Source organism: Embleya sp. NBC_00888 (genome assembly GCF_045207655.1).
Classification (GTDB): Bacteria; Actinomycetota; Actinomycetes; order Streptomycetales; family Streptomycetaceae; genus Embleya.
Map to the genome: position 1 here is coordinate 5,309,971 of NZ_CP108784.1, position 18,961 is coordinate 5,328,931.

The 18,961-nt window shown below is 70.9% G+C and carries 18 protein-coding genes and 1 tRNA gene; 12 read left to right on the forward strand and 7 right to left on the reverse strand.

Annotated features, from left to right (window positions below):
* Positions 1-200 precede the first annotated feature (200 nt).
* Both OG948_RS22750 and OG948_RS22755 read right to left on the reverse strand, forming a co-directional pair.
* The gene (locus tag OG948_RS22750) at positions 201-803 is read right to left on the reverse strand and encodes a TetR/AcrR family transcriptional regulator (protein ID WP_020554598.1); all 603 of its coding nucleotides are present in this window, start codon (positions 801-803) and stop codon (positions 201-203) included.
* Positions 804-861: 58 nt separating this feature from the next.
* Positions 862-1,830 carry an acyl-CoA desaturase gene (locus tag OG948_RS22755; RefSeq protein ID WP_406298263.1) on the reverse strand — a complete coding sequence of 323 codons (969 nt, stop codon included), beginning with the start codon at positions 1,828-1,830 and terminating at the stop codon, positions 862-864.
* A 344-nt stretch (positions 1,831-2,174) separates the two neighbouring features.
* On the opposite strand from OG948_RS22755, the gene OG948_RS22760 reads away from it, so the two are divergent.
* The 5 genes from OG948_RS22760 to pth all read left to right on the forward strand — a co-directional run bounded on the left by OG948_RS22760 (position 2,175) and on the right by pth (position 6,564).
* A tRNA-Gln gene (locus OG948_RS22760) sits at positions 2,175-2,247 on the forward strand.
* Between the two features lie 172 nt (positions 2,248-2,419).
* Positions 2,420-3,958: a bifunctional UDP-N-acetylglucosamine diphosphorylase/glucosamine-1-phosphate N-acetyltransferase GlmU gene (gene glmU / locus OG948_RS22765; RefSeq protein ID WP_406298264.1), complete on the forward strand. Its 1,539-nt coding sequence runs from the start codon at positions 2,420-2,422 to the stop codon at positions 3,956-3,958.
* Complete coding sequence (locus OG948_RS22770; protein WP_406298265.1) at positions 3,955-4,932, forward strand: ribose-phosphate diphosphokinase; 978 nt, start codon at positions 3,955-3,957, stop codon at positions 4,930-4,932. The genes glmU and OG948_RS22770 overlap by 4 nt, the downstream gene beginning before the upstream one ends.
* A gap of 411 nt (positions 4,933-5,343) precedes the next feature.
* Positions 5,344-5,925 carry a 50S ribosomal protein L25/general stress protein Ctc gene (locus OG948_RS22775; RefSeq protein ID WP_395869911.1) on the forward strand — a complete coding sequence of 194 codons (582 nt, stop codon included), beginning with the start codon at positions 5,344-5,346 and terminating at the stop codon, positions 5,923-5,925.
* A gap of 42 nt (positions 5,926-5,967) precedes the next feature.
* On the forward strand, positions 5,968-6,564 hold the full coding sequence (gene pth / locus OG948_RS22780) for an aminoacyl-tRNA hydrolase (protein ID WP_360307941.1): 597 nt from the start codon (positions 5,968-5,970) through the stop codon (positions 6,562-6,564).
* A 69-nt stretch (positions 6,565-6,633) separates the two neighbouring features.
* Here pth and OG948_RS22785 read toward each other — a convergent pair whose 3' ends face one another.
* On the reverse strand, positions 6,634-7,116 hold the full coding sequence (locus OG948_RS22785) for an SUKH-3 domain-containing protein (protein ID WP_406298266.1): 483 nt from the start codon (positions 7,114-7,116) through the stop codon (positions 6,634-6,636).
* A gap of 1 nt (position 7,117) precedes the next feature.
* A complete protein-coding gene (locus tag OG948_RS22790; protein WP_406298267.1) occupies positions 7,118-7,633 on the reverse strand; it encodes a YwqJ-related putative deaminase in 516 nt (171 codons plus the stop codon).
* A 288-nt stretch (positions 7,634-7,921) separates the two neighbouring features.
* Between OG948_RS22790 and OG948_RS22795 the strand changes: the two genes are divergently transcribed.
* The 7 genes from OG948_RS22795 to OG948_RS22825 all read left to right on the forward strand — a co-directional run bounded on the left by OG948_RS22795 (position 7,922) and on the right by OG948_RS22825 (position 15,094).
* On the forward strand, positions 7,922-8,983 hold the full coding sequence (locus OG948_RS22795; RefSeq protein ID WP_406298268.1) for a Gfo/Idh/MocA family protein: 1,062 nt from the start codon (positions 7,922-7,924) through the stop codon (positions 8,981-8,983).
* On the forward strand, positions 8,980-9,945 hold the full coding sequence (locus OG948_RS22800; protein ID WP_406298269.1) for an NAD-dependent epimerase/dehydratase family protein: 966 nt from the start codon (positions 8,980-8,982) through the stop codon (positions 9,943-9,945). The genes OG948_RS22795 and OG948_RS22800 overlap by 4 nt, the downstream gene beginning before the upstream one ends.
* A gap of 100 nt (positions 9,946-10,045) precedes the next feature.
* Positions 10,046-11,209 carry a DegT/DnrJ/EryC1/StrS family aminotransferase gene (locus tag OG948_RS22805; RefSeq protein ID WP_406298270.1) on the forward strand — a complete coding sequence of 388 codons (1,164 nt, stop codon included), beginning with the start codon at positions 10,046-10,048 and terminating at the stop codon, positions 11,207-11,209.
* Complete coding sequence (locus tag OG948_RS22810; protein WP_406298271.1) at positions 11,209-11,919, forward strand: acetyltransferase; 711 nt, start codon at positions 11,209-11,211, stop codon at positions 11,917-11,919. Before OG948_RS22805 ends, OG948_RS22810 begins: the two co-directional genes overlap by 1 nt.
* On the forward strand, positions 11,909-13,045 hold the full coding sequence (locus OG948_RS22815; RefSeq protein ID WP_406298272.1) for a DegT/DnrJ/EryC1/StrS family aminotransferase: 1,137 nt from the start codon (positions 11,909-11,911) through the stop codon (positions 13,043-13,045). Before OG948_RS22810 ends, OG948_RS22815 begins: the two co-directional genes overlap by 11 nt.
* Positions 13,042-14,565 (forward strand): Rieske 2Fe-2S domain-containing protein, encoded by a 1,524-nt coding sequence (locus OG948_RS22820; protein WP_406298273.1) that lies wholly within the window; start codon positions 13,042-13,044, stop codon positions 14,563-14,565. Before OG948_RS22815 ends, OG948_RS22820 begins: the two co-directional genes overlap by 4 nt.
* Positions 14,566-14,938: 373 nt before the next feature.
* Positions 14,939-15,094: a hypothetical protein gene (locus tag OG948_RS22825; RefSeq protein WP_406298274.1), complete on the forward strand. Its 156-nt coding sequence runs from the start codon at positions 14,939-14,941 to the stop codon at positions 15,092-15,094.
* A 107-nt stretch (positions 15,095-15,201) separates the two neighbouring features.
* On the opposite strand, the gene OG948_RS22830 is transcribed toward OG948_RS22825, so the two are convergent.
* The 3 genes from OG948_RS22830 to OG948_RS22840 all read right to left on the reverse strand — a co-directional run bounded on the left by OG948_RS22830 (position 15,202) and on the right by OG948_RS22840 (position 18,783).
* On the reverse strand, positions 15,202-16,458 hold the full coding sequence (locus tag OG948_RS22830; protein WP_406298275.1) for a nucleotide sugar dehydrogenase: 1,257 nt from the start codon (positions 16,456-16,458) through the stop codon (positions 15,202-15,204).
* A gap of 56 nt (positions 16,459-16,514) precedes the next feature.
* The gene (locus OG948_RS22835) at positions 16,515-17,144 is read right to left on the reverse strand and encodes a hypothetical protein (RefSeq protein WP_406298276.1); all 630 of its coding nucleotides are present in this window, start codon (positions 17,142-17,144) and stop codon (positions 16,515-16,517) included.
* Positions 17,145-17,316: 172 nt separating this feature from the next.
* Positions 17,317-18,783, reverse strand: a complete 1,467-nt coding sequence (locus OG948_RS22840) for an aldehyde dehydrogenase family protein (protein WP_406298277.1) — start codon at positions 18,781-18,783, stop codon at positions 17,317-17,319.
* Between the last annotated feature and the right edge of the window lie 178 nt (positions 18,784-18,961).

Here is an 18,961-nt window from a genome sequence, read left to right on the forward strand (position 1 = left end):
ATACTATCGCCGGCGATACTATCTGAATTGGAACCATGGTGATCCGGATCCGGTCGACCGGGGCAGGCCGGCGACCGTGATCTCGGCCGCCGGCCACGCGTGATTCGCGTCGCCATGCGGGCTGGAGCGGACCGGCCGATGACAACCCGTGAGGGGCCGGCCCGCCGGGCCGGCCCCTCACGGGTTCGTCGAGATCATCCTCACGAGCTGCGGCGGCCGACCAGTCTCGGCTTCGGTTCGATGCCGGAGAGGCCGTTCCAGGCCAGGTTGACCAGGTGTGCGGCCACGTCGGCCTTCTTCGGCCGGCGGACGTCGAGCCACCACTGGCCGGTCAGGGCGACCATGCCGACCAGCATCTGGGCGTACATCGGCGCGAGCTTCGGGTCGTAGCCGCGCGACTTGAACTCCAGGCCGAGCACGTCCTCGACCTGCGAGGCGATGTCGCTGATCAGCGACGCGAACGTGCCGGTGGACTGGGCCACCGGCGAGTCCCGGACCAGGATCCGGAAGCCGTCCGTGTTCTGGTCGATGTAGTCGAGGAGCGCGAAGGCGGCCTGTTCCAGCAGTTCCCTGGGGTGCCCGCCGGTCAGCGCGCTCGTCACCATGTCCAACAATGCGCTGGTCTCGCGGTCCACGACGACCGCGTACAGGCCTTCCTTGCCCCCGAAGTGTTCGTAGACCACCGGCTTCGAGACGCCCGCCTTGTGGGCGATCTCCTCGACACTCGTCGCGTCGTAGCCACGCTCCGCGAACAGTGTTCGACCGATGTCGATCAACTGCTCCCGACGCTCTTTCCCGGTCATGCGCACACGACCGCCGCCGCGCGGTGCACTCCGCCTGCTGCTCTCGGTCACTGCCCCATCATGCCGCGCGGCGTGCCGCGACCCGTTCCCGGTCCGGCCAACGCACGTCCGAGACCCAGCCGAGCTTCTCCATCCAGCGGATCGCCCGGGCGCTGCTGTCGAGCTGACCACGCAGTACGCCGTGCCGTGCGCTGGTCTGATCCGCGTGGTGCAGGTTGTGCCAGGACTCGCCCATCGAGGGGATCGCCAGCCACCACACGTTGCCCGAGCGGTCGCGCGATTTGAACGGGTGGTCGCCGACCGCGTGGCAGATCGAGTTGATCGACCAGGTCACGTGGTGCAGCAGCCCGACCCGGACCAGCCCGGCCCAGAAGAACGCGGTCACCGCACCCTGCCACGACCACGCCCACAGGCCGCCGACCAGCGCCGGAGCCGCCAGGGACACGGCGACCCAGAGTGGGAACTGGCGGGAGACGCGAATCATGTCGCGGTCCTTGAGCAGGTCGGGCGCGTACTTCTCCTGCGAGGTCTGCTCGACGTCGAACAGCCACCCCATGTGCGCCCACCACAGGCCCTTGGCCAGCGCGCCGACGCTGGTGCCGTAGCGCCACGGCGAGTGCGGGTCGCCCTCCTTGTCGGAGAACTTGTGGTGCTTGCGGTGGTCGGCGACCCACCGCACCAGCGGACCCTGCACGGCCATGTTGCCCGCGATCGCGAGCGCGATCCGGACCGGGCGCTTGGCCTTGAACGACCCGTGGGTGAAGTAGCGGTGGAACCCGATCGTGATCCCGTGGCCGGTGATGGCGTACATCACCACGCCGATCACCACGTCGCGCCAGGACAGTCCCCAACCCCATGCCGCCGGCACCGCTGCCACCAACGCGAGGAACGGGATGCCGATGAAGAGCGCCAGTGCGATCTGTTCGGCGAAGTGCTTGCGCTCGCCGCCGAGCGTGCCGCGCGGGGCCGCGTCGTCGGCGGGCTTCCGTTCGGCTTCGAGCACGCTGGTGCCGGGGGAAGGGGTCATAGGGATTCCCTCAGGTCGGGGACAGGCGATGCTACGGCGACGTAACCTACGGGGCCGTAAGTTCCGCCAGTATGGCAGGTCATGAGCGGAAAGTGAGGTGTCCGCGGGGCCTCCGATTTTTCCGGGCACCTTGGTCAAAACCCTTGTGTCGGACGGCTTCCCGGCCCGGTCGGGAGCATGCGCGATGCGTCCGGCGGGCTTTTCGGGACCGCCGCGCGGCCGACTTCCGCGATGTTCGATGGGGTCGGCGGGGGGTTATTCGCGCACGAAGCGTCGAGGGGCCGGCATAGTAGGTGCCGTGAAAACGGGATGAGCCCGCCTGCCAAGCGGAATGCCCGATTCATTCCGCTATGGTGTAACTCGGCAGCACACGGGGTTTTGGTCCCCATGGTCCAGGTTCAAATCCTGGTAGCGGAGCCTTTCGGCAGTGCCGACCGCAGCGGCGCGTGGAGCCTTCTCCCGACGGCGCTATCCTCGTAGGGCCCGGTTTGTTCGGCTCGGCTTCGTCGTGCCGTCATTTCGTTTCTCCGGAGTCGGCCTCCGGAGTCGCCGGGCATCCCCCGCCAGCGATGCCGAGGAGCCTTGCTCTGTGAGCCCCATCCGCCCGGCTGCCGTCGTCGTACTTGCTGCGGGTGAGGGCACCCGCATGCGCTCCAAGACCACCCCGAAGGTGTTGCACGCCCTGGCCGGTAGGGCCATGGTCGGGCACGTGGTCGAGGCCGCGCGACGGTTGGATCCCGAAGACCTGATCGTCGTCGTCGGCCACGGTCGCGACCAGGTCGCGAAATATCTGTCCGAGCTGGACCCGGCCGCCCGGGTGGTCGTCCAGGAACAGCAGAACGGCACCGGCCACGCCGTCCGCGTCGCCCTGGACGGGCTCGCCGAGTCCGGCCGGGAGCCGGACGGAGTGGTCCTGGTCACGTGCGGGGACACCCCGCTGCTCACCTCGGACAGCCTGGCCGCGATGGTCCACACGCACGAGCGCGAGGGCAACGCGGTCACCGTGCTCTCCGCCGTCGTGCCGGATCCGGCGGGCTACGGCCGGATCGTGCGGGAGAACACGCCCGACGGGCGCGGCGCCGTCACCGCGATCGTCGAGCACAAGGACGCCTCCGCCGCCCAGCGCGCGATCGCCGAGATCAACTCCGGCGTGTACGCGTTCGACGGCAAGCTGCTGCGCGAGGCGCTCGGCCGGATCACCCCGCACAACAGCCAGGGCGAGGAGTACCTCACCGACACCCTGCACGTGCTGCGCGAGGCCGGACATCGGGTGGGCGCCGCGGCCGCCGTGGACCACCGGGAGATCCTGGGCGTCAACGACCGGGTGCAGCTCGCCGAGGCGCGTCGGGTGTTCAACGACCGCCTGATCGAGGCCGCGATGCGCTCCGGCGTGACCGTGATCGACCCCGCGACCACGTGGGTCGACGTGGACGTCACCTTCGAGCCGGACGCCGTGATCCACCCCAACACCCAACTGCACGGCGCCACCAGCGTCGCCGCCGAGGCCGTGGTGGGCCCCAACTGCACGCTGCGCGACACCCTCGTCGGCGAGCGGGCCCACGTGTACAACGCCACCACCGAGGGCGCCGAGATCGGCCCCGAGGCGACCGTGGGTCCGTACACCTACCTGCGACCGGGCACCCGGCTCGCGGGCAAGGCCAAGGCAGGCGGTTTCGTGGAGATGAAGAACGCCGTGGTGGGCGAGGGATCCAAGGTGCCGCATCTGACCTACGTCGGGGATGCGACCATCGGAGTGGGCGCCAACATCGGTGCGGCCACGATCTTCGTGAACTACGACGGAGTGAGCAAACACCACACGGTGGTCGGGGACCACGTGCGAGTGGGCAGCGACACCATGCTGGTCGCCCCGATCGAGATCGGCGACGGTGCCTACACGGCCGCCGGATCGGTGATCACAGAAGATGTCCCGCCCGGTGTGATGGCGGTGGCGCGGGGGCGCCAGCGCAACATCGACGGGTGGGTCGCACGCAAACGCGCGGGTACGGCCTCGGCGCAGGCCGCCGAACGCGCGCTCGCGTCGAGCCAGGGCGACGCGGGTGACGTGCACACAACGGCCGGGCCGAACGACGGTTCTGCCGAGGCGAATGGCAAGGAGACGGTGCTGTGAGCGGGATCAAGGTGACGCCTGAGCGCAAGCTCATGCTCTTCACGGGCAGGGCCCACCCCGAACTTGCGAAGGAGGTGGCCTCGGAGCTCGGTGCGGATCTCGTTCCCACCAAGGCCTTCGAGTTCGCCAACGGGGAGATCTACGTACGTTTCGAGGATTCCGTACGAGGTGCCGACGCGTTCGTGATCCAGAGCCACACGGCTCCGATCAACACGTGGATCATGGAACAGCTCATCATGATCGATGCGCTCAAGCGGGCCTCCGCCAAGCGCATCACGGTCATCGTGCCGTTCTACGGCTACGCCCGACAGGACAAGAAGCACCGCGGTCGCGAGCCGATCTCGGCCCGACTGATGGCGGACCTGTTCAAGACCGCCGGCGCCGACCGGCTGATGGCCGTGGACCTGCACACCTCGCAGATCCAGGGCTTCTTCGACGGTCCGGTGGACCACCTGTTCGCGCTGCCGCTGCTGGCCGACCACGTCGGCAAGCGGGTGGACCGCGAGCGGCTCACCGTGGTCTCCCCGGACGCCGGCCGCGTGCGGGTGGCCGACCAGTGGACGGACCGCCTCGGCGCGCCGCTGGCGATCATCCACAAGCGTCGCGACCCCAACATCGCCAACGAGGTCACCGTGCACGAGGTGGTCGGTGACGTCGCCGGCCGTACGTGTGTGCTGGTCGACGACATGATCGACACCGGTGGCACGATCTGTGCCGCCGCCGACGCGCTGTACGAGAATGGCGCCGCCGACGTGATCGTGGCCGCCACCCACGCGGTGCTCTCCGGCCCCGCCGTGGACCGGCTGAAGAACTCGCGGATCAGCGAGGTCATCGTGACCAACTCGCTGCCGATCGAGGAGGAGCGTCAGTTCGACAAGCTGACCGTCCTGTCGATCGCGCCGATGGTCGGCCGGGCGATCCGGGAGGTCTTCGAGGACGGTTCGGTCACCAGCCTCTTCGAGGGCCACAGCTGACCCACCACACTGTCGACGGCGGCCCCCGAACGGGTCGTCGAGCCGTAACTCACGTACGCCGCCCGGTCGTTCGGCCGGGCGGCGTACGTGTGCCCACCTGCTTTTCGAGGTATCTTGCGTCGAATGGGGCGCGCGCCATCACTCGTTCGAGTGGCGCTCCCCGCGACCCGATTTCGGGGTGACCGAGAAGAGCGGGTAGGCTAACGGGGTTGCCCGGCGAGGGATGCGCGCTACTTGCTCCGTGATCGACGCGGTAGTTGTGTGTCGTGTACTCCTCCAAGGCTTTTGCAGGGGACCCGGTGCCACTCGGGCACCTACGAACCGACTCCGGCCATCACCGTCCGCAGTCGATCCGCACCATGGGGACCCCGCCCCGCCATCCGCCACCGCGTCGTTCGAGGAGTACCCGTCGTGTCCGAGGTCCGTATCGTCGCCGAGCCGCGTTCCGAGTTCGGCAAGGGTGCCGCCCGTCGCGCCCGTCGCGCGGGTAAGGTGCCGGCCGTCCTCTACGGTCACGGCTCCGCTCCGCTCCACCTTGCGCTTCCGGGCCACGAGCTCATGCTCGCGCTCAAGACCCCCAACGTCCTGTTCTCGCTGGACATCGACGGCAAGGCGCAGCTCGCCCTGCCCAAGGACGTCCAGCGTCACCCGATCAAGCGGCACCTCGAGCACGTCGACCTGCTGATCGTCCAAAAGGGCGAGACGGTCACCGTCGAGGTTCCGGTCAGCACCGTCGGCGAGATCGCCCCGGGCGGCCTGCTCGAGACCGTCGTTCCGGCGCTCCCCGTCGAGGCCGACGCCACCGCCCTCCCCGGCACCATCGAGATCGACGTGACCGGCCTTCAGCCGGGCGCCTCGGTGCACGCCAAGGACATCAAGCTGCCCAAGGGCACCGCGCTCGCGGGCGACCCCGAGGCCGTCATCCTGCACATCCTCACCCCGTCGGCGCCGGAGCCGACCGCCGAGGAGACCGCGGCGGCCGACGAGGCCTGATCCGGTCCGTTGTCGTAGGACGAACGCGGGGACAACAACATCATGAGTGAGTCGCAGGCCCACGCCGGCACGGAGAACAGTCCGTGGTTGGTCGTGGGCCTCGGCAATCCCGGGCCCGAGTACACCGGGAATCGCCACAACGTCGGGTTCATGGTCGTCGATCTGCTCGCCGAGCGGGATCGATCGAAGTTCAAGGCGCACAAGTCGCGCGCGCAGGTGGTGGAGACCCGGATCGGTCCGCACCGGGTGGTGCTGGCCAAGCCGATGTCGTTCATGAACCTGTCCGGCGGTCCGGTGACCGCGCTGCGCGACTTCTACAAGATCCCGGTCGCGAACATCATCGCGGTCCACGACGAGTTGGACGTCGACTTCGGCGTGCTGCGGCTCAAGCGCGGTGGCGGCGACAACGGGCACAACGGCCTGAAGTCGATCACCAAGTCGCTCGGACCCGACTACCTGCGGGTGCGGTTCGGCATCGGTCGTCCGCCCGGGCGGATGGACGTGGCCGCGTTCGTGCTCAAGGACTTCTCCGCGACCGAGCGCAAGGAACTCGCGTTCGAGGTGGACCGCGCCGCCGACGCGTGCGAGGCACTGGTACGCGAGGGCCTGGAGCGCGCGCAGAATCAATTCAACACCTGACCCGACGGGTCGCGACGTGCACGAGGGCGGGTTTCCCACGGGGACCCGCCCTCGGGCGTACCGGGCCGGCTACCAGCGTCCGTCGTCGCGGATGCGCACCGGGGCGTGGCCCAGCACCAGCGCGCTGATCGCGCTGTCCATCGACGAGCCGATGAACCACTCGCCGGTGTGGTCCAGACCGAACACCCGACCGCTCGGGTCGATCGCCAGATAGCCGCTGCCGCCGTCCTCGTCGCCGAGCGGGGCCAACGGGGTGCCCAGCGCGCGGCCCACGTCGGTGAGCGTGCGCGGCAGGTGCAGGCCCCGGGTGGGGTCGATGGTGAACGGCCGGCGCAGCACGTCCTTGCCCGCGCCGCCGATGGCGAAGTGCAGCGTGCCGAACTCGGCCCAGGCCACCAGCGCCGCCGGGAACACGCTGTGCCGGTGCCCGTCGGGTGACTCGTGGTCGCTGATCTGCCGGGCCCACGCCTCGGCCTGGGTCAGCCGGCGCCGGCCCACGGTCCAGCCGGCCCGCTTGAGCTCGTGCACCACGTCGGAGGAGAAGCGCGACACGTCAGCCGCTTTCCGTCGAGGCGACGCCGAAGTGCTCGAGCATCGCCGCGCACGACCGACACGGCGGTTGATACGTGTCGTGCTGCGGGTCGCCGTCCTCGCGGATCCGCCGCAGGGTCAACTTCGCCCCCTTGAGCGAGCGCCGCGCCTCCTGCACGGTGAACGGCCGCCGGGCCGCCCGCTTGGTGCGCGCCGCCTCGGCCTCGAAGAGGTGCTCGGACACCAGCTCGACCTCGGGGCAGCGGCCCCGCCAGCGCTCGCGCGACTCGACCGGGAGCGCCGCCAGGAAGTCCCGGACCAGCGGATGCGCCGTCGGCACGGTGTCGCCCTTGGCGCCGGCCCGGGTGCGGATGCGCTTGCCGACGAACAGCGCGGCCGCCACGGCCGGGAGGATGCTCTCGCGGGTCCCTCGCGGGCCGCCGCTCTCGGGCGGCTCGGGATCCGCCGGCTCCAGGTCCGGATCCACTTCCGCCGTACGTTCCTTCGCCAGGGTCGTCGTCGGAGTACCCGCGGCCACGTGGCGTTCCCTTCTCGTTCATGTGCTGCTTCGGTCGGCGCTGCTTGTGTCGAGATCTCGATCATGCCGGCGCCGTGGTCGGTGACTGTGCGTGTAACAGCGTGCCAAACGTCTCGGTGACCCGTGCAACCGGGACTCCCGCAAGGATCTTCGCAGTTCGGTCCGACCCGCGGATTTCCCGGTTGACCCCCGGCGGAGCGAATCGGGCGCTAGCTTCGTTCGAGTGGGGGTGCCGTGCGGCGGCTGGGCCCGTGCGGCCGGGGGGAGCAGGGGAGTTGACGTTCCGTCATGTCGAATTCCGGGTCTGGGCGGGCCATCGGGCTCGCCGTCATAGGGGCCGGCTATTGGGGGCCCAATCTGGTGCGCAACGCGCAGGCCACACCGGCCCTGCGGGTGGAGTGGTTGTGCGACCTCGACGAGGCCCGGGCCCGTGCGGTCCTGGGTGAGTACAGCACGGTCCGGGTGAGCACGTCGTACCAGGACGTCCTGGCCGACCCGCGTGTGCAGGCCGTCGCGATCGCGACGCCCGCCGGGACCCACTTCGACCTGGTCGCGGCGGCCCTGGAGGCGGGCAAGCACGTCCTGGTCGAGAAGCCGATCACATCCGATCACGCGGACGCGGTCAAGCTGGTCGAACTGGCCGAGCGCAACGGGCTGACGCTGATGTGCGACCACACGTTCTGTTACATGCCGGTGGTCCGGCACATCCGCGAATTGATCCACGGCGGCGAACTGGGCGACATCCGCTTCATCGACTCGGTGCGGATCAACCTGGGCCTGGTCCAACCGGACGTGGACGTGCTGTGGGATCTGGCGCCGCACGACCTGTCGATCCTGGACTTCATCCTGCCGCCCGGCGTGCGACCGGTGTCGGTGTCCGCGCACGGCGCGGACCCGCTGGGCACCGGCCGGGCCTGTCTGGCCTACCTGGTGGTGCGGCTGAACACCGGCGCCATCGCGCACATCCATGTGAACTGGCTCTCGCCGACCAAGGTGCGCACCACCATCATCGGCGGCTCGCGGCGCACCCTGGTGTGGGACGACACCAATCCAACCGCCCGCCTTCAGGTGCACGACAAGGGCATCGATCTCGCCGAGGACGCCGCGCTCAGCCCGGAGGCCCGGCGGGAGAAGCAGATCTCCTACCGGGTGGGCGACGTGGTCTCGCCCGCGCTGCCCGAGCGGGAGGCGCTGCGCGCGGTGATGGCCGAGTTCGCCGAGGCGATCGGCACGTCCCGGCCCGCGCTCACCGACGGCCGCGCGGGTCTGCGCGTCCTGGAACTGCTGGAGGCCGCCACGCGCAGCCTGGAACTGGGCGGCGTCACCGTCGCGCTGGGAGAACTTCGATGAGTGTCGAGATAGCCGGTTCGCGCTGTGTGGTCACCGGTGGGGCCGGGACCATCGGATCCACCATCGTGGACCACCTGTTGGCCGCCGGCGCGGCGAAGGTGGTCGTGCTGGACAACCTGACCCGGGGGCACCGGGGCAACCTGGCCCGGGCGCTCGCCGACGAGCGGGTCGACCTGGTCGAGGGCGACATCCGCGATCGCCCGCTGCTCGCCCGCCTGATGCCGGGCACCGACGTGGTGTTCCACCTCGCCGCGATCCGGATCACCCAGTGCGTGGAGGAACCCCGGCTCGCGCTGGAGGTGTTGGTGGACGGCACCTACGACGTCATGGAGGCGGCGGTCGCCGCCGACGTGCGCAAGGTGGTCACCTCCTCCTCCGCGTCGGTCTACGGCCTCGCCGAGGAGTTCCCGACCACCGAGCGGCACCACCCGTACGACAACGACACGCTCTACGGCGCGGCCAAGCTGTTCAACGAGGGCCTGCTGCGCAGTTTCCGGGCGATGTACGGCCTGGACTACGTCGCGCTGCGCTACTTCAACGTCTACGGTCCGCGGATGGACGTGCACGGTCTGTACACCGAGGTGCTGATCCGCTGGATGGAGCGGATCGGCAAGGGGGAACCCCCGTTGATCTTCGGCGACGGCTTGCAGACCATGGACTTCGTGTACACCGAGGACATCGCGCGCGCCAACCTCCTTGCCGCGCGCGCCGATGCGAGCGGCGAGGTGTTCAACATCGCCTCCGGGAGCGAGACTTCGCTGCGCGGGCTGGCGGAGAGGCTGCTGGTGGTGATGGGCGCGGACGGGCTGGGGATCGAGTACGGCCCGGCCCGGGCGAGCGGCGGGGTGACCCGACGGCTGGCCGATACCACCAAGGCGGCACGGGAGTTGGGCTTCACCGCCGAGGTGGACATCGACGAGGGGCTGCGCCGACTGGTGGCGTGGTGGCGGGACGCGGTCTGATCCGACCGGGGCACCGAGGGGGTTCGGTGCGTAGCGGGTGCGGGCGGGCGCGGCTGGGACATGGGTTGGCAGGGCGGACCGGGCTGGGGGAACAGGCACGATGAGCATGGAACGAATTCCGGTGATGCGCCCCTGGATGGGCGAGGAGGAGGCCGCCGCGGCGGCCGACGCGGTGCGCTCGGGGTGGGTGGCCCAGGGGCCCCGGGTGGCCGCCTTCGAGCAGGCCTTCGCGGACTATGTCGAGGTGCCCGCGGCGATCGCGGTCTCCTCGTGCACCACCGCGCTGCACCTGGCGTTGATCAACGCCGGGGTGGGGCCGGGCGACGAGGTCGTGGTGCCCTCGTTGTCGTTCGTGGCGACCGCGAACGCGGTGCGCTACGTCGGCGCGCGACCGGTGTTCGCCGATGTCGATCTCGGCACCGGGAACCTGACCCCGGAGACGATCGAGACGGTGCTCACCGCCGCGACGCGCGCGGTGATCCTGGTCGACCAGGGCGGCATCCCCGCCGATCTCGACGGTGTGCGGGCACTGGTGGACGGCCGGGGCATCGTGGTGGTGGAGGACGCGGCGTGCGCGGCGGGCTCGATCTACAAGGGCCGCCCGGTGGGCGCGGGCGCGATGTCCGCGACCTTCTCGTTCCACCCGCGCAAGCTGCTGACCACCGGCGAGGGCGGCATGCTCACCCTCGCGCGGGAGGGCGCGGCGCCTCGGCTGCGTCGGTTGCGCGAGCACGGGATGAGTGTGAGCGCGGCCGACCGGGACGCGGCGGACCGCGCGGGCGGGGCGCCCGTGGTGGAGAGCTACGACGAACTGGGCTACAACTACCGGATGACCGACATCCAGGCGGCGGTCGGCCTGGTGCAGCTCGGCCGGTTGCCGGCGATGGTCGCCCGTCGGCGCGAACTGGCGGCTCGCTACCGCGAGTTGCTCGCCGACGTGGCGGGCCTGGAGACGGCGGCGGACCCGGCGTACGGACTGACCAACTATCAGGCGTTCTGGGTGCTGCTGCCCGAGGACTTCCCCGTGTCGCGCGACGACCTGCTCGGCGAGCTCGCCCGGGCCGGGATCTCGGCGCGTCGGGGGATCATGGCGGCGCACCTGGAGCCGGCGTACGCGGACGTCGAGCACGTGCCGCTGCTCGCCACCGAGCGGCTGACCCGGGACTCGCTGATCCTGCCGCTGTTCCACGAGTTGACCGAGGCACAGCAGGACCGGGTGGTCGCCGCGGTGCGGGCGGCGGCCGGCGTCCGGGCGGCGGTCTAGTGTCCTTTCGCGACCTGCTCCTGGTCGGAGCCGGGGGATTCGCCCGCGAGGTGGCCGCGGCGATCCCGGAGTTCCGCGCGCCGCGCGGTAGTTCGGGATGGCGGTTGCTCGGTTTCCTGGACGACGATCCGGCCCGGTGGGACACCGAGGTGGACGGCGTCGCGGTGCTCGGCGGGGCCGACGCGGCGCACAAGTGGCCGGACGCCCTGGTGGTGGTGTGCGTCGGGAGTCCGACGAATTGGTGGAGCCGGTCCCGGGTGGTGGCCCGGCTGGGCCTGCCGGAGAGCCGCTGGGCCACGCTCGTGCACGTGAGCGCGGTGGTCCCGCGCACGTGCGAGGTGGGGCCGGGCGCGGTGTTGATGGCGCAGACGGTGTTGACCACCTCGGTCCGGGTGGGCGCGCACGCGCACGCCATGCCGCAGGTGGTGCTGACCCACGACGACGACGTGCGCGAGTTCGCCACGCTGGCCTCGGGGGTTCGGCTCGCGGGTGGGGTGACGGTGGGCCGGGAGGCGTACCTGGGGGCCGGTGCGCTGGTGCGCGAGCAACGCGTGATCGGCGCCCGGTCGCTGGTGGGGATGGGCTCGGTCGTGACGCGGGACGTGCCGCCGGCCGAGGTGTGGGCGGGGGTGCCGGCCCGCCGACTGCGGTCGGCGCCGATTCCCGCCGCCGAGCCGCAACGACGAGGGGGAGATGCGGATGAGTGCTGACCTGGACCGGATTCCGTTGGTGGACCTGGCCGCGGCGCACGCCGAGGTGGCCGCCGAGGTCGAGGCCGGCATCGCCCGGGTGCTGGCCACGTGCGCGTTCGTGGGCGGTCCCGACGTCGCGGGCTTCGAGGCCGAGTACGCCGAGTTCTCCGGCGTCGCGCACTGCGTGGGGGTGGCCAACGGCACCGACGCGGTGGAGTTGGCGCTGCGGGTGCTGGGCGTCGGCGCGGGCGCGGGCGTGGTGATGCCGGCGAACACGTTCGTGGCGACCGCCGAGGCGGCCGTTCGCGCGGGCGCGCGGCCGGTGTTCGCCGATGTGGACGACGAGTACCTGCTGCTGGACCCGCAGCGGGCCGCCGAGGCGCTGGGCGGTCCGGTCGAGGTCCGTGCGCTGCTGCCGGTGCACCTGAACGGGCAACTGGCCCCGATGGGCGCGCTGCGGGCGCTGGCGGACGCGCGCGGGCAGGCCCTGGTGGAGGACGCCGCGCAGTGCCAGGGCGCGACCCAGGACGGCCGCGGGCCCGGCACGTGGGGGCCCGACGCCATCGCGGCGACCAGCTTCTACCCGGGCAAGAACCTGGGCGCGTACGGCGACGGCGGCGCGGTGGTGACGAACAGCGAGGCGTACGCGCTCGCGCTGCGCGAGATGCGCGACCACGGCTCGTCGCGCAAGTACGTGCACACGCGCCTGGGCTTCAACTCGCGCCTGGACACCATCCAGGCCGCGGTGTTGCGGGCCAAGCTGGGCCGGCTGGCGCAGTGGAACACGCGGCGGCGGGCGGCCGCGGCCCGCTACGACGCGCTGCTGGCCGGGATCGAGGGGGTGCGGGTGCCGCGGACCGCGCCGGGCAACGAGCACGTGTGGCACCTGTACGCGGTCCGGGTGCCCGAGCGGGACAAGGTGCTCGCGCTGCTGAACGAGGCGGGGGTCGGCGCCGGCGTGCACTACCCGGTGCCGGTGCACCTGCAGCCCGCGTTCGCCGAACTGGGTTATGCGCGCGGCGACTTCCCGGTCGCCGAGCGGGCCGCCGAGCAGATCCTGACGTTGCCGCTGTACCCGCAGCTCACCGTCGCGCAGCAGGAGCGCGTCGTGGAGGTGCTCGCGGGAGCGCTGAGCCGGCTGTGAGGCCCGGGTCCGACGAGCGGCCGGCGGGTGCGCCCGCGCCCGGTGCGATCCGCTATCTCGGCCACGCGGGCTTCACGGTCGCGCACGCGGGCGTCTCGCTGCTGATCGACCCGTGGTTCCATCCGGCCTTTCTCGGCGCGTGGTTCCCGTTCCCGGACAACCGCGAGTTGCTGCCCGGGGTGCTCGCCGGCGGGCACGACCTGCTCTACCTCTCGCACCTGCACGAGGACCACTTCGACGAGCGGGTGCTGGACCGGCTCGACCGCGGCATCACCGTGGTGCTGCCCAGGTACCGGTCCAAGTCGATGGTCAAGCGGATGAGCGCGCTGGGCTTTCGCGAGCAGGTGGTGCTCGGCCACCGGGAGTCGTTCACGCCCGCGCCCGGGCTGACCCTGACCATGCTGCTGGACACCAGCCACAAGGAGGACAGCGGCCTGCTCGTGGATCTGGCCGGCCACCGCTTCCTGGATCTCAACGACTGCAACACCCCGCTGGGCGAACTCCCGGGCGACATCGACCTGTTGTCCGCGCAGTACTCCGGTGCGATGTGGTACCCGAACGCGTACGCGTATCCGGAGGAGACCCAGCGCAAGAAGACCGCCGAGGTGCGCTCGGACCTGTTCGACACGCTGGTGCGCAAGGTCCGGCTGACCGGGGCGCGCGCGTATCTGCCCTCGGCCGGTCCGCCGGTGTTCCTGGATCCCGAACTGGCCCGGTACAACGACCGGGACGAGACGATCTTCCCGCTGTGGGACGCGTTCGCCGACGACTTCGCGGCGGCCTGTCCCGGCGTGCGGGTGGTCGAGGCCGCGCCGGGCGACGACCTGAGCGCGCCGACCGGACCGGTGGCCCACTGGCGCACCGACGCGTACCTGAGCGCGTACCGGGACCGCCGCGAGGCCGAGTGGCGGGCGTACGGGGACGGTGCCTTCGAGCCGGTCACGGCGACCGAACTGGACGCCTATCTGGCCCGGTTGCAGAGCTGGAACAAGCGCTTCCTGGGCGACTGGCGCAAGGACGTGCGGCTGACCTCGGACGGCGGTTCGTGGTCGGTGCGGCTGGGCCGGATCGCGGGCGACATCGTGTTCGAGGAGGAACCGGTGGATCCCGCCTACACGATCGAGGTTCCGCAGCGGGCGCTGCGCGCGATCGTGGACGGCGCGGTCGGCTGGGAGGAGGCGCTGCTGTCGATGCGACTGGGTCTGGCCCGCGACCCGGACGTGTTCGACCTGACCCTGATGAGCCTGCTGCGCTACGGCGAGCACCCGGCGCAGACCATGCAGATGGTCCGCGAGCGCGAATCGGCCGCGCACGGCGAGTCGATCGTGCGGTGCGGGGTGCGGATGCAGCGCTTCTGCCCGCACGCCGGCGAGGACCTGTCGCACGCGGACATCGAGGCCGGCGTGCTGGAGTGCCCGCGGCACCACTGGAAGTGGCGCCTGGACACGGGGGAGTGCGTGTCGGGCGGCACGGTGCCACTGCGGGTCGAGCCGACCGGTCCGGATGTTCCGAGCCGGTGACGGCCGCCGCCGATCGTTCTCGACACGCGTTCGGGCCGCGTGGGTTGACATAACGTCTCGCGCCTATCGGCAGCCGACCGGCTCGTCTTGTGTGCCGTCACCCTTGCGAGCGAGCCCGCGTCACTCGTTCGACCTATTTGTAATAAGAGATCATGGATCGCGGTATTGCATCCTTTGTATGTCGGTAACGACGCGTTAGGCATTCGAAAGGAGAACGTTCTTCTCCGGAACGTCCTGGTTTCGTCACGAGCGTGTCATGGCGTGTCGAGTGTCGGTCGCGCGGCGGTCACAAGTGCTGCGGTGTGGCCGTCCAAGTCATTCGCGTCCCCCGGTCGGGGCGGGAGTGGCGCCTGTGATGTCTGGGAGGTTGTCCATGAGCACCTGGGGATGGGTCTGCCTGGAGAACGGTTGTTCGTCGAAGTCCGACGGCGCCCGTCAGCGGTACCGGTCGAAGGACGCGGCACAGGTGGCGGCCAAGGCGCACACCAAGGCCACCGGGCACAAGACGAAGATCGTCGAGTACAGGTAATCGGCAGGCGTCACCCGCCGGACGCGGATGACGGCACGAGCGGGAACAGGCCGGGCCGGCGCACGGTGGTCGACATCCACGACCACCGCGCGCCGGCCGGAACGGCCCTACAGCACCTCGATGTTGGGCCCCGCGCCGAGCACCCGACGACAGTCGAGCACATAGTCGGCGGCGCGCAACAGATCCAGGTCGACGTCGTCGTGATCGACGAGCAGGACGACCGCGTCCGCGGCGGCCACCGTCTCCGCGGTCAACTCCACCCGCCGCAACCGGGCGTCCACGACCTGGGCGAGGTCCACGTGCGGGTCGGCGGCGGTGACCTCCGCGCCCAGGCTCAGCAACAGCCGGGCCACGTGCGCGGACGGCGACTCCCGGGCGTCGCCGGTGTTCTTCTTGTACGCGAGTCCCACCAGCAGCACCCGCGAGCCGTTGACCGACCGGCGCCGGGTGTTGAACGCGGCGGTGAGCCGGCGGATCACGTAGTCCGGCATGTGGTTGTTGACGTCGTTGGCCAACTCCACGAAGCGAAAGCTCCGACCGAGCGCGCGCTGCACCCGCCAGGACAGGTACGACGGGTCGATCGGCAGGCAGTGCCCGCCGACGCCCGGCCCAGGGGTGAAGCGCAGGAACCCGAACGGCTTGGTCGAGCAGGCGTCGATCGCCTCCCACACGTCGATGCCCAGATCGTGGGCGAACATCGCGACCTCGTTCACCAGCGCGATGTTCACGTGCCGGAAGGTGTTCTCGATCAGCTTGACCAATTCGGCCTCCTTGGGCGAGGAGACCGGCACGACACGGTCGATCAGCGACCCGTAGAAGTCCTCCACGACCGCGAGCGAGGCGGCGTCCACCCCGGAGACCACCTTCGGGGTGTTCACCAGGTTCCAGGTCGGGTTGCCCGGGTCGATCCGCTCCGGGCTGTAGCCCAGGTGGAAGTCCCGGCCGGCGGTCAGGCCGGAGCCCTCCTCCAGGATCGGGCCGACCAACTCCTCGGTGGTGCCCGGGTAGGTGGTCGACTCGAGCACCACGCAGGCGCCGGGACGCAGGTAGCGGGCCAGCGTGCGCGCGCACTCCTCGATGTAGCTCAGGTCCGGGACGCCCTCGCGCAGCGGCGTGGGCACGGTGATCACCGCGATGTCGTAGCCGCCCAGATCCCGCGGCTCGGCGGTGGCCCGATAGCTGCCCGCGTCCAGGATCGCCCGCACGTGCGCGGACGGGATGTCCTCGACGTACGACTCGCCCGCCGCCAGTCGCTTGACCCGCCCCTCGTCGACGTCGTAGCCGACCACCTCGTGGCCCACCTGTGCGGCCCGAACCGCCAGCGGCAGCCCCACGTACCCCTGACCGGCGATGACAACACGCATCCGAGAATCCCCCTCCTCGCGCAACCGCCCACCCCCGAGCGGCTGGTGACGCAACGTCAGGTGCGGCCCGGCACGTGATCGGCACGCGGCTTGGCCACCACCCAGGACGACACGAGCCCGGCCACGCGTTCGCCGCGCACCACCGCTCCGGGAAAGCGCGAGAGCAACTCGCCGCGCCGGGCCGGGAACACCGCGGGCGGCGCACCGACGACCCGCGAGCGCACCCGGCCGGGCATCAGATGCAGCGCCGGCAGCGAGGTCTGCGGATCGAGCGGGTGCTCGCGGGCGGCGGCGCGCAGCCAATAGCGCTCCGCGCTCGCGTGCACGACGTCGGCCAGTCGGGCCCGCGCGGTCGGCACGGCCAACCGATCCAGCAGCCCGTCGCACACCACCAGGTCGCAACTCCCGGACCACTCCAGCGGATCGGCCGCCTCGCGGACCAACCACGAGGCCAGTTCGGCGGACTTGTCCGCGGCGTCGACCACGCGCACGTGCGCCGGCCGGACCGGGGCGTGCCACCAGAACTCGGCCGAGCCGCCCAGGTCCACCACCCGCAACCGCTCGATGTCCGGGAACGCCTCGCGGAACCACGACCATCGCCGCGCCCGCGCCCCGGCTTCCACCTGCGTGCGCGCGGCTCCCGCGCGCACCGACCAGGCCCGGACCAGACGTTGCGGTGGTGACATCGTGCGCGATCCCCCCTGACGAGCCCGCGACCGAGCGCCCCGGGCCGAGCTCAGGCTATGGCCATAACCCGACCCCCACGCGGGAAACCGGCGAACCCGGGACGGCCCGGACGCGAACATGCGAACGGCCCCGGGGAAGGATCCCGGGGCCGTTCGCGGTCATCGCGAGCGGTCAGGCGCTTGGCCAGACGATGCTCTGGATCTCGCTGTAGGCGGCCAGTCCGTACGAGCCGCCGTCGCGGCCGACACCGGACTGCTTGAAGCCGCCGAAGGCGGCCTCCATGTTGCGCCCGACGGTGTTCACACCGACACCGCCCGAGCGCAGCCGGCGGGCGATCCGATAGGCGCGCGTGCTGTCGCCGGAGAACACGTAGGAGAGCAGACCGTAGTCCGAGTCGTTGGCGATCCGGATCGCCTCCTCCTCGTCCCCGTCGAACGGGATCACCGTGACCACCGGGCCGAAGAACTCCTCACGCGCGATGGTCATGTCGTTGGTCGCGTCCGCGAACAGCGTGGGCGCGACGTAGAAGCCCTTCTCGAAGTCCGGTCGCTCGCCGCCGACCACCAGGCGGGCGCCCTCCTCGCGGCCCTTGGCGATCAACGCCTCCACCCGGCCGCGCTGCACCGCCGAGATGACCGGGGTGACCTGGGTCGCCGGGTCCAGCGGGCTGCCCACCTTCAGACCGCGCGCGTGCTCCGCGAGCCGTTCCACCAGCCGGTCGTAGATGCCGCGCTGGGCGATCACCCGGGTCGGCGCGGTGCAGATCTGGCCCGCGTAGAAGCTCCACACGGTGCCGATGCCGTGCACGGCCGCGTCCAGGTCCGCGTCGTCGAGCACGACGCACGCGCCCTTGCCGCCGAGCTCCATGAGTTGACGCTTGAACGTGCGACCGGCGACCTCGGCGATCCGCGAGCCGATCAGCGTCGAACCGGTGAAGCTGATCATGTCCACGTGCGGCGAGGCCACCACCGCCTCGGAGACGTCCACTCCCGAGCCGGTGATGATGTTCAGCACGCCGGCGGGCAGCCCGGCCTCGGCCAGCGCCTCGGCCATCCGGTACACCGCCAGCGGGTCCTGCGGCGCGGGCTTGACCACGACCGTGTTGCCCATCGCCAGCGCCGGCGCGACCTTGCCCGCGGTGTTCGCGAGCGGGTTGTTGTACGACGTGATGCAGGTGACCACACCGACCGGCTGGCGGATCTCCTGCGCGCCGAAGATGCCCGCGCGGCTCAGCGCGGTCTCCGGGGTCGGCTGCGGGTTGAGCGCGAACTCGGTCGGCTCCAGCGCGCCCTTGGCGTAGCGCTTGAAGCGCGAGTACGTGGTGCCCAACTGCATCATGCCCGCGACCGCGAGCGTGGCGCCGGTCTCGGCGGAGGCGAGCGGGACCACTTCGGCGCCCATCTTCAGGAACAGGTCCGCGGCCCGGTCCAGGATGCCGGCGCGCTCCTCGGGGGTGGTCCTCGACCAGGTGTCGAACGCCTCGGCCGCCGCCGCCGCGGCCGCGTTCGCCTGCTCCACCGACGCCTCGGGCGCCAGGCCCACGACCTCCTCGGTCGCCGGGTTGATCACTTCGTAGTGACCCCGCTCCGGCTCGACCCATTCGCCGCCGATGTAGAGCTTCTGCTGCGCGCTGCTCATCGTGTCCGTCGTCTCCCCTGGTCCAGCCGCTGCCCCGGACTCCCGACGCGCCGTCGAAAATCCGACGACCCGTCAGATTCCTGTTCGCAGGCCATTGGACCCCCTAACAGTCGCATTGCCAAGAGGGTGGGGTAGGCGGTGCTGGTCACAGTCACGCATTGTCATCGCGGGCCACACG

Bases quoted from the DNA above. Each gene is read 5' to 3' on its own strand.
- OG948_RS22750 (WP_020554598.1), bottom strand. From the start codon at position 803: ATGACCGGGAAAGAGCGTCGGGAGCAGTTGATCGACATCGGTCGAACA.
- pth (WP_360307941.1), top strand. From the start codon at position 5,968: ATGAGTGAGTCGCAGGCCCACGCCGGCACGGAGAACAGTCCGTGGTTG.
- OG948_RS22805 (WP_406298270.1), top strand. From the start codon at position 10,046: ATGAGCATGGAACGAATTCCGGTGATGCGCCCCTGGATGGGCGAGGAG.
- OG948_RS22830 (WP_406298275.1), bottom strand. From the start codon at position 16,458: ATGCGTGTTGTCATCGCCGGTCAGGGGTACGTGGGGCTGCCGCTGGCG.
- OG948_RS22840 (WP_406298277.1), bottom strand. From the start codon at position 18,783: ATGAGCAGCGCGCAGCAGAAGCTCTACATCGGCGGCGAATGGGTCGAG.
- OG948_RS22815 (WP_406298272.1), top strand. From the start codon at position 11,909: ATGAGTGCTGACCTGGACCGGATTCCGTTGGTGGACCTGGCCGCGGCG.
- OG948_RS22825 (WP_406298274.1), top strand. From the start codon at position 14,939: ATGAGCACCTGGGGATGGGTCTGCCTGGAGAACGGTTGTTCGTCGAAG.
- OG948_RS22800 (WP_406298269.1), top strand. From the start codon at position 8,980: ATGAGTGTCGAGATAGCCGGTTCGCGCTGTGTGGTCACCGGTGGGGCC.
- OG948_RS22795 (WP_406298268.1), top strand. From the start codon at position 7,922: ATGTCGAATTCCGGGTCTGGGCGGGCCATCGGGCTCGCCGTCATAGGG.
- OG948_RS22835 (WP_406298276.1), bottom strand. From the start codon at position 17,144: ATGTCACCACCGCAACGTCTGGTCCGGGCCTGGTCGGTGCGCGCGGGA.
- OG948_RS22755 (WP_406298263.1), bottom strand. From the start codon at position 1,830: ATGACCCCTTCCCCCGGCACCAGCGTGCTCGAAGCCGAACGGAAGCCC.